The sequence below is a fragment of the Streptomyces sp. UH6 genome, assembly GCF_013421635.1.
GTDB classification, from domain to species: domain Bacteria; phylum Actinomycetota; class Actinomycetes; order Streptomycetales; family Streptomycetaceae; genus Streptomyces; species Streptomyces abyssomicinicus.
Genome location: NZ_JACADT010000011.1, coordinates 20,087 through 30,220, shown reverse-complemented (window position 1 = coordinate 30,220; position 10,134 = coordinate 20,087). Strand labels below are relative to the sequence as shown.

The following is a 10,134-nucleotide window of genomic DNA, read 5'->3' as shown; positions in this document are numbered from 1 at the left end:
GGGCGCGTGCCCCGCCGTTGTGCGGGCGCCTGCCCGACCTTCTGCGGGCGGCTGGGCCGCCCAGGGGGCGATGGGGGTACCCACTGCTCGAGCGAAGCCGAGAGCTTGGGGGAGGGCGGGCGCAGGGCGGCGCCTCCGCGGCGAGCGGTCCGCTTGACCACGCGCAAGCGGGCGGTGCCGTATGCACGTGACCTCACTGCGGCGTGCCCAAGCCAGGTTCTGGGCGGACAGCACCGTTCATCCCCCGACCCGCCCCCTTCCCAGAGGGGCTTACGTTCCGAGGGGCGAGCCGTCGCGTGCGCACGTGAGGCCCTGCGCCCACCCTTGCCGCCCTTAGCGGCACGATTGCCCGCAGACGGGAACGGGGACGGCCAGCGCATCGCCTCAGCGGCGCGATGGCCCGCAGACGGGAGGGCGTGGTCTGTGCATCGCCCCGGCGGCACGATTGCCGCGGCGTGGGAGGGCGTGATCCGGGCGCGCCGCGGTGGGGCCGCCGCCGGCGGGGAGGGAGCGGGGGCGCTGCGCAGGGGCTTCGGGGTGGATTTGCTCCGGGGAGGGGGACTCGCGTACGCTTCCGAGGAAGCCAAAGACCGCTGGTCGTTGCCGTGCGCTCGCATGAGGGTGCGGTGGCCGAAGGATCCGCTGAAGTGCGGACGACCCGCGTAGGTGACTGTGGATGAGTTCCCGGAGCGGCACACGCCGCGACGGTCGAGCTGAGCCCCGTGCGCCTGCGCATGGGGCGTTTCGTTTTTCCCAGTCCTCCTTCGGGTCCGCGCGGTCCGAATCACCCGGAAGGAGGCCGAGGCTCTATGGCGAGGCCCGACAAGGCTGCCGCGGTTGCCGAGCTCGTGGACGCGTTCCGCAGCTCCAACGCCGCCGTGCTGACCGAGTACCGCGGTCTCACCGTGGCTCAGCTCAAGCAGCTGCGCCGTTCGCTCGGTGAGAACGCCCAGTACGCCGTGGTGAAGAACACGCTGACCAAGATTGCGGCCAACGAGGCCGGGATCTCCTCGCTCGACGACCTGTTCAACGGTCCGACGGCGGTCGCCTTCGTCACCGGTGACCCGGTGGAGTCGGCGAAGGGTCTCCGTGACTTCGCCAAGGAGAACCCGAATCTCGTCATCAAGGGCGGTGTCCTTGACGGCAAGGCGCTGTCCGCCGACGAGATCAAGAAGCTTGCGGACCTCGAGTCCCGCGAGGTTCTGCTGTCCAAGCTGGCCGGTGCGTTCAAGGGCAAGCAGTCTCAGGCTGCCTCGCTCTTCCAGGCGCTCCCGTCGAAGCTCGTCCGCACCGTGGACGCGCTTCGTGCCAAGCAGGACGAGCAGGGCGGTGCCGAGTAATTCGGCTCGCTTTCTGATCCTCGTCGCCTAGAAGCGCGAGCCTCGCGGCGGCGGAGATCAACAGCGGGCCCAACGTACGCCCGCCTCACCCAGTACATCCCGGCACCACCTGCCGATTGAGTGGAAGGACCGCCATCATGGCGAAGCTCAGCCAGGAAGACCTGCTTGCCCAGTTCGAGGAGATGACCCTCATCGAGCTCTCCGAGTTCGTGAAGGCCTTCGAGGAGAAGTTCGACGTCACCGCCGCCGCTGCCGCGCCGGTCGTCGTCGCCGGTGGTGCCGCTGGTGGCGCCGCCGAGGCCGTCGAGGAGAAGGACGAGTTCGACGTCATCCTCACCGGTGCCGGCGACAAGAAGATCCAGGTCATCAAGGTCGTGCGCGAGCTGACCTCCCTCGGCCTGAAGGAGGCCAAGGACCTGGTGGACGGCACCCCGAAGCCCGTCCTCGAGAAGGTCAACAAGGAGGCCGCGGAGAAGGCCGCCGAGTCCCTCAAGGGCGCCGGCGCCTCCGTCGAGGTCAAGTGACCTCACGGGTCCGCAGGGACCCCGCATCGGCCGTTACAGCCGCCGCGTGAGCGGGCTGTAACGCTGACGCACCGAAGAGCGATCACCCAAGTGGGTGGTCGCTCTTCGGCGTTTCACGAGCCCTCCGGCGGGCTCCTTGCAGTGTCGGCGGCTCGGGGTATGGTGATCTTCGCCGTGCCTGGGGGAGACCCGCAAGCAGTGCTTTCCGGAGGCCGTGGCAGCGCGCCGCAAGGAGAGAGCCGGACGGCGGGGAGCCCTTGACGAACCGCACGCGGCGCGCGATTCTCAGTTCGCGCCGCGACACGATCCGTATCCGAGGCATGGATCGGCGGCGAAGAGGGCAGTATCACCGTGCGTTGACGGCAGGGGGTATTGCTCCCGCCGAAGGCGTCGTCGAGACGGTGTCGAGACAAGGTGAGAACAGCGAGGGACAACGGCGGTCGTGGGGTTCGCGCATACCCGCACTGGACATCAGTGGGCCATGTGGCTACACTGACCCTTTGCGCTGCCTGTTAGCTGCCCCCTGCCCGTCACCAGGGGTCTGCCCTCGCTCGAGCCTGGAAGGCCGGACCGTTCCGACCTGGGACGTTGTCCTCTCTTCCTCCCTTCTGCGGGGGGCCGGTACGCGCGTAGTGAGTCCGAGCCCTCGGAAGGACCCCCTCTTGGCCGCCTCGCGCACTGCCTCGACCGCGAATACGAACAACGGTGCCAGCACCGCCCCGCTGCGCATCTCCTTTGCAAAGATCAGGGAGCCCCTCGAGGTTCCGAACCTTCTGGCGCTGCAAACCGAGAGCTTCGACTGGCTGCTCGGCAACGACGCGTGGAAGGCTCGCGTCGAGGCGGCTCTGGAGTCAGGTCAGGACGTCCCCACCAAGTCCGGTCTGGAGGAGATCTTCGAGGAGATCTCCCCGATCGAGGACTTCTCCGGGTCGATGTCGCTGACCTTCCGCGACCACCGTTTCGAGCCCCCGAAGAACTCCATCGACGAGTGCAAGGAGCGCGACTTCACGTACGCGGCTCCGCTCTTCGTCACCGCCGAGTTCACCAACAACGAGACCGGCGAGATCAAGTCCCAGACGGTCTTCATGGGCGACTTCCCGCTCATGACCAACAAGGGCACCTTCGTGATCAACGGCACCGAGCGTGTCGTTGTGTCCCAGCTGGTCCGTTCCCCCGGTGTCTACTTCGACTCGTCGATCGACAAGACGTCCGACAAGGACATCTTCTCCGCCAAGATCATCCCGTCCCGGGGTGCCTGGCTGGAGATGGAGATCGACAAGCGCGACATGGTCGGTGTCCGCATCGACCGCAAGCGCAAGCAGTCGGTCACCGTCCTGCTCAAGGCGCTCGGCTACACCACCGAGCAGATCCTCGAGGAGTTCGGCGACTACGAGTCCATCCGCGCCACCCTGGAGAAGGACCACACCCAGGGCCAGGACGACGCGCTGCTGGACATCTACCGCAAGCTGCGTCCGGGCGAGCCGCCGACCCGTGAGGCCGCGCAGACGCTGCTCGAGAACCTGTACTTCAACCCCAAGCGCTACGACCTGGCCAAGGTCGGCCGCTACAAGGTCAACAAGAAGCTGGGTGCCGACGCCCCGCTGGACGCCGGGATCCTGACCGTCGAGGACATCATCTCGACGATCAAGTACCTGGTGAAGCTGCACGCCGGCGAGACCGAGACGGTCGGCGACTCGGGTGCCTCGATCGTCGTCGAGACCGACGACATCGACCACTTCGGCAACCGCCGCCTGCGCAACGTCGGCGAGCTGATCCAGAACCAGGTCCGTACGGGTCTCGCCCGTATGGAGCGCGTCGTGCGCGAGCGCATGACCACCCAGGACGTCGAGGCGATCACGCCGCAGACCCTGATCAACATCCGGCCGGTCGTCGCCTCCATCAAGGAGTTCTTCGGCACCAGCCAGCTGTCGCAGTTCATGGACCAGAACAACCCGCTGTCGGGTCTCACCCACAAGCGCCGTCTGTCGGCGCTGGGTCCGGGTGGTCTCTCCCGTGAGCGGGCCGGCTTCGAGGTCCGTGACGTCCACCCGTCGCACTACGGCCGCATGTGCCCGATCGAGACGCCCGAAGGCCCGAACATCGGTCTGATCGGCTCGCTCGCCTCCTATGGCCGGGTCAACGCGTTCGGCTTCGTCGAGACCCCGTACCGCAAGGTCATCGACGGCCAGGTCACCGACGACGTCGACTACCTGACCGCCGACGAGGAGGACCGCTTCGTCATCGCGCAGGCCAACGCGCCGCTGACGGACGAGCTCCGCTTCGCCGAGGCCCGCGTGCTGGTCCGCCGCAAGGGCGGCGAGGTCGACTACGTCGGCCCCGAGGACGTGGACTACATGGACGTCTCGCCGCGCCAGATGGTGTCGGTCGCGACCGCCATGATCCCGTTCCTCGAGCACGACGACGCCAACCGTGCCCTCATGGGCGCCAACATGATGCGTCAGGCCGTGCCGCTCATCAAGAGCGAGGCCCCGCTGGTCGGCACCGGCATGGAGTACCGCTCCGCCGTGGACGCCGGCGACGTGGTCAAGGCCGAGAAGGACGGTGTGGTCCAGGAGGTCTCCGCGGACTACATCACCACGGCCAACGACGACGGCACGTACATCACGTACCGCCTGGCCAAGTTCTCCCGCTCCAACCAGGGCACCTCGGTCAACCAGAAGGTCATCGTCAACGAGGGCGACCGGATCATCACCGGTCAGGTCCTCGCCGACGGCCCGGCCACCGAGAACGGCGAGATGGCCCTCGGCAAGAACCTGCTCGTGGCGTTCATGCCGTGGGAGGGTCACAACTACGAGGACGCGATCATCCTGTCGCAGCGCCTCGTGCAGGACGACGTCCTCTCCTCGATCCACATCGAGGAGCACGAGGTCGACGCCCGTGACACCAAGCTCGGCCCCGAGGAGATCACCCGGGACATCCCGAACGTCTCCGAGGAGGTCCTGGCCGACCTCGACGAGCGCGGCATCATCCGCATCGGCGCCGAGGTCATCGCCGGTGACATCCTGGTCGGCAAGGTCACGCCCAAGGGTGAGACCGAGCTGACCCCGGAGGAGCGCCTGCTGCGCGCGATCTTCGGTGAGAAGGCCCGTGAGGTCCGTGACACCTCGCTGAAGGTGCCGCACGGCGAGACCGGCAAGGTCATCGGCGTGCGCGTCTTCGACCGCGAGGAGGGCGACGAGCTGCCGCCGGGCGTGAACCAGCTGGTCCGCGTCTACGTCGCGCAGAAGCGCAAGATCACCGACGGTGACAAGCTCGCCGGCCGTCACGGCAACAAGGGCGTCATCTCGAAGATCCTGCCGATCGAGGACATGCCGTTCCTGGAGGACGGCACCCCGGTCGACATCATCCTCAACCCGCTGGGTGTGCCGTCCCGAATGAACCCGGGACAGGTGCTGGAGATCCACCTCGGCTGGCTCGCCAGCCGCGGCTGGGACGTCTCCGGCCTGGCCGACGAGTGGGCCCGTCGCCTCCAGGCGATCGGCGCCGACGCCGTCGAGCCCGGCACCAACGTCGCCACCCCGGTCTTCGACGGTGCGCGTGAGGACGAGCTCGCCGGCCTGCTGCAGCACACCATCCCGAACCGCGACGGCAACCGCATGGTCCTGCCGTCCGGCAAGGCGAGGCTGTTCGACGGCCGCTCCGGCGAGCCGTTCCCGGACCCGATCTCGGTCGGGTACATGTACATCCTCAAGCTGCACCACCTGGTCGACGACAAGCTGCACGCCCGCTCGACCGGCCCGTACTCGATGATCACCCAGCAGCCGCTGGGTGGTAAGGCCCAGTTCGGTGGCCAGCGCTTCGGCGAGATGGAGGTGTGGGCCCTCGAGGCCTACGGCGCCGCCTACGCGCTCCAGGAGCTGCTGACCATCAAGTCCGACGACGTGACCGGCCGCGTGAAGGTCTACGAGGCCATCGTCAAGGGCGAGAACATCCCTGAGCCCGGCATCCCCGAGTCCTTCAAGGTGCTCATCAAGGAGATGCAGTCCCTGTGCCTCAACGTGGAGGTGCTGTCCAGCGACGGCATGTCCATCGAGATGCGTGACACCGACGAGGACGTCTTCCGCGCTGCGGAGGAGCTCGGCATCGACCTGTCCAGGCGCGAGCCGAGCAGCGTCGAAGAGGTCTGACGGGAGTCCGGTGGGGGGCCTGCCCGACAGGCCGGCCCCCCGCCGATCCCGCGACCCCCGTTTCAGACCACAGACTTACAACCCTGAGAGGGATTGACGCATAGTGCTCGACGTCAACTTCTTCGACGAGCTCCGGATCGGCCTGGCCACCGCGGACGACATCCGTCAGTGGAGCCACGGCGAGGTCAAGAAGCCCGAGACGATCAACTACCGCACGCTCAAGCCGGAAAAGGACGGGCTCTTCTGCGAGAAGATCTTCGGTCCCACCCGGGACTGGGAGTGCTACTGCGGCAAGTACAAGCGTGTCCGCTTCAAGGGCATCATCTGTGAGCGCTGCGGCGTCGAGGTGACCCGCGCCAAGGTGCGCCGTGAGCGGATGGGCCACATCGAGCTCGCCGCCCCCGTCACCCACATCTGGTACTTCAAGGGCGTTCCGTCGCGGCTGGGCTACCTGCTCGACCTCGCCCCGAAGGACCTCGAGAAGGTCATCTACTTCGCCGCGTACATGATCACGTACGTGGACGAGGAGCGTCGTCAGCGCGACCTGTCCTCGCTGGAGGCCCACGTCTCCGTCGAGCGCCAGCAGATCGAGAACCGCCGTGACGCGGACCTCGAGGCCCGCGCCAAGAAGCTCGAGAACGACCTCGCCGAGCTCGAGGCCGAGGGCGCCAAGGCCGACGTGCGCCGCAAGGTGCGCGACGGCGCCGAGCGCGAGATGAAGCAGCTCCGCGACCGCGCCCAGCGCGAGATCGACCGCCTCGACGAGGTGTGGAACCGCTTCAAGAACCTCAAGGTCCAGGACCTCGAGGGCGACGAGATGCTCTACCGCGAGCTGCGTGACCGCTTCGGCACGTACTTCGACGGCTCGATGGGCGCCGCCGCGCTGCAGAAGCGGCTGGAGTCCTTCGACCTCGAGGAGGAGGCCGAGAAGCTCCGCGAGATCATCCGCACCGGCAAGGGCCAGAAGAAGACCCGTGCGCTCAAGCGCCTCAAGGTCGTCTCCGCGTTCCTGCAGACCAGCAACAGCCCCAAGGGCATGGTGCTCGACTGCGTGCCGGTCATCCCGCCGGACCTGCGTCCGATGGTGCAGCTGGACGGTGGCCGCTTCGCGACCTCCGACCTGAACGACCTGTACCGCCGCGTCATCAACCGCAACAACCGCCTGAAGCGGCTTCTCGACCTCGGCGCGCCCGAGATCATCGTGAACAACGAGAAGCGCATGCTCCAGGAGGCCGTGGACGCGCTGTTCGACAACGGCCGTCGTGGCCGGCCGGTCACCGGTCCGGGCAACCGTCCGCTGAAGTCCCTGAGCGACATGCTCAAGGGCAAGCAGGGCCGCTTCCGTCAGAACCTGCTCGGCAAGCGCGTGGACTACTCCGCGCGTTCCGTGATCGTCGTCGGTCCGCAGCTCAAGCTGCACCAGTGCGGTCTGCCGAAGGCGATGGCGCTGGAGCTCTTCAAGCCGTTCGTGATGAAGCGCCTGGTCGACCTGAACCACGCGCAGAACATCAAGAGCGCCAAGCGCATGGTCGAGCGCGGCCGCACGGTCGTGTACGACGTGCTCGAAGAGGTCATCGCGGAGCACCCGGTCCTGCTGAACCGTGCGCCCACCCTGCACCGCCTGGGCATCCAGGCCTTCGAGCCGCAGCTGGTCGAGGGCAAGGCCATCCAGATCCACCCGCTCGTCTGCACCGCGTTCAACGCGGACTTCGACGGTGACCAGATGGCCGTCCACCTGCCGCTCTCCGCGGAGGCGCAGGCCGAGGCGCGCATCCTGATGCTCTCCTCGAACAACATCCTCAAGCCGGCCGACGGCCGTCCGGTGACGATGCCGACCCAGGACATGGTCCTCGGTCTGTTCTTCCTCACCACCGACGCCGAGGGCCGCAACCCCAAGGGCGAGGGCCGCTCCTTCGCGTCCGTCGCCGAGGCGATCATGGCCTTCGACGCCGGTGAGCTCTCGCTCCAGGCCGAGGTGGACATCCGCTTCCCGGTCGGGACCATGCCGCCGCGCGGCTGGACCCCGCCGGCCGCCGAGGAGGGCGAGTCCGACACCGCGGGCGAGTGGCAGCAGGGCGACCCGTTCCGTCTGCACACCACGCTGGGCCGCGCGCTCTTCAACGAGCTGCTGCCCGAGGACTACCCGTTCGTCGACGAAGAGGTGGGCAAGAAGCAGCTCTCCGAGATCGTCAACGACCTCGCCGAGCGCTACCCCAAGGTGATCGTGGCGGCGACGCTCGACAACCTGAAGTCGTCCGGCTTCTTCTGGGCGACCCGTTCCGGTGTGACCGTGGCCATCTCCGACGTCGTCGTCCCGGACGCGAAGAAGGAGATCGTCGCTTCGTACGAGGCCAAGGACGAGAAGGTCCAGAAGCAGTACGAGCGCGGTCTGATCACCAAGGAAGAGCGCACCAACGAGCTGATCGGCATCTGGACCGAGGCGACCAACAAGGTCGCCGAGGCCATGGCGGAGAACTTCCCCAAGGTCAACCCGGTCTCGATGATGGTGAACTCGGGCGCCCGAGGCAACATGATGCAGATGCGTCAGATCGCCGGTATGCGTGGTCTGGTGTCGAACGCCAAGAACGAGACGATCCCGCGTCCCATCAAGGCGTCCTTCCGTGAGGGCCTGTCCGTGCTGGAGTACTTCATCTCCACGCACGGTGCCCGTAAGGGTCTGGCGGACACCGCCCTGCGTACCGCCGACTCGGGTTACCTCACCCGTCGTCTGGTCGACGTCTCGCAGGACGTGATCATCCGCGAGGAGGACTGCGGCACCGAGCGCGGCCTCAAGCTGAAGATCGCCGAGCGCGACGCGGCGGGCGTCTTCGCCAAGGTCGGCAACGTGGAGACCTCGGTCTACGCACGCTGCCTCGCCGAGGACATCGTCGTCGACGGCAAGGTGCTCGCCCCGGCGGGCGTCGACCTCGGCGACGTGCTCATCGACCAGCTGGTCAAGGCCGGCGTGGAGGAGGTCAAGACCCGCTCGGTCCTGACCTGTGAGTCCGCCGTCGGCACCTGCGCCATGTGCTACGGCCGCTCGCTGGCCACCGGCAAGCTGGTCGACATCGGTGAGGCGGTCGGCATCATCGCCGCCCAGTCCATCGGTGAGCCCGGTACCCAGCTGACGATGCGTACCTTCCACACCGGTGGTGTGGCCGGTGACGACATCACCCAGGGTCTGCCGCGTGTCGTCGAGCTCTTCGAGGCCCGTACCCCGAAGGGTGTCGCCCCGATCTCCGAGGCCGCCGGCCGCGTGCGCATCGAGGAGACCGAGAAGACGAAGAAGATCGTCGTCACCCCGGACGACGGCAGCGACGAGATGGCCTACCCCATCTCCAAGCGCGCCAAGGTCCTGGTGGGCGAGAGCGACCACGTCCAGGTCGGCCAGCAGCTGACCATGGGTGCCACCAACCCGCACGACGTGCTGCGCATCCTCGGTCAGCGTGCCGTCCAGGTCCACCTGGTCGGCGAGGTCCAGAAGGTCTACAACTCGCAGGGCGTGTCGATCCACGACAAGCACATCGAGATCATCATCCGGCAGATGCTGCGCCGCGTGACGATCATCGAGTCCGGCGACGCGGAGCTGCTGCCGGGCGAGCTCGTGGAGCGCTCGAAGTTCGAGACCGAGAACCGTCGTGTGGTCCAGGAAGGCGGCCACCCGGCCTCCGGCCGTCCGCAGCTGATGGGTATCACCAAGGCCTCGCTGGCGACCGAGTCGTGGCTGTCCGCGGCGTCCTTCCAGGAGACGACCAGGGTTCTGACGGACGCGGCGATCAACGCCAAGTCCGACTCCCTGATCGGCCTCAAGGAGAACGTCATCATCGGTAAGCTCATCCCGGCCGGTACGGGTCTGTCCCGCTACCGCAACATCCGGGTCGAGCCGACCGAGGAGGCCAAGGCCGCCATGTACTCGGCGGTGGGCTACGACGACATGGACTACTCGCCGTTCGGCGCCGGCTCCGGCCAGGCGGTGCCGCTGGAGGACTACGACTACGGTCCGTACAACCAGTGAGCTGACCGGTAGGTCCGCGTGACCTGAGGGCGGTCACCCCTTGCGGGGGGTGGCCGCCCTTCGGCGTGTCCTGAGGGCGGACGGGTCTGGGCCGAACGGGGGAAAAC

4 protein-coding genes are annotated in these 10,134 nt (G+C 67.4%); all 4 read left to right on the top strand.

Features of this window, described 5'->3' with window-relative positions:
* The first annotated feature begins 809 nt into the window (after window positions 1-809).
* Entirely contained in the window at window positions 810-1,340 is a 531-nt protein-coding gene (gene rplJ, locus HW445_RS02225) for a 50S ribosomal protein L10 (protein WP_108954832.1), read from the top strand.
* A 137-nt stretch (window positions 1,341-1,477) separates the two neighbouring features.
* On the top strand, window positions 1,478-1,864 hold the full coding sequence (gene rplL, locus HW445_RS02220; RefSeq protein ID WP_108954831.1) for a 50S ribosomal protein L7/L12: 387 nt from the start codon (window positions 1,478-1,480) through the stop codon (window positions 1,862-1,864).
* Window positions 1,865-2,526: 662 nt separating this feature from the next.
* Window positions 2,527-6,012, top strand: a complete 3,486-nt coding sequence (gene rpoB / locus HW445_RS02215; RefSeq protein WP_180219331.1) for a DNA-directed RNA polymerase subunit beta — start codon at window positions 2,527-2,529, stop codon at window positions 6,010-6,012.
* A 103-nt stretch (window positions 6,013-6,115) separates the two neighbouring features.
* Window positions 6,116-10,027 carry a DNA-directed RNA polymerase subunit beta' gene (locus tag HW445_RS02210; RefSeq protein ID WP_180219330.1) on the top strand — a complete coding sequence of 1,304 codons (3,912 nt, stop codon included), beginning with the start codon at window positions 6,116-6,118 and terminating at the stop codon, window positions 10,025-10,027.
* The last annotated feature ends 107 nt before the right edge of the window (window positions 10,028-10,134 follow it).

What these genes read in the sequence shown, in the direction of transcription:
- rplJ (WP_108954832.1), top strand. Translation starts at nt 810, where the DNA reads ATGGCGAGGCCCGACAAGGCTGCCGCGGTTGCCGAGCTCGTGGACGCG.
- rplL (WP_108954831.1), top strand. Translation starts at nt 1,478, where the DNA reads ATGGCGAAGCTCAGCCAGGAAGACCTGCTTGCCCAGTTCGAGGAGATG.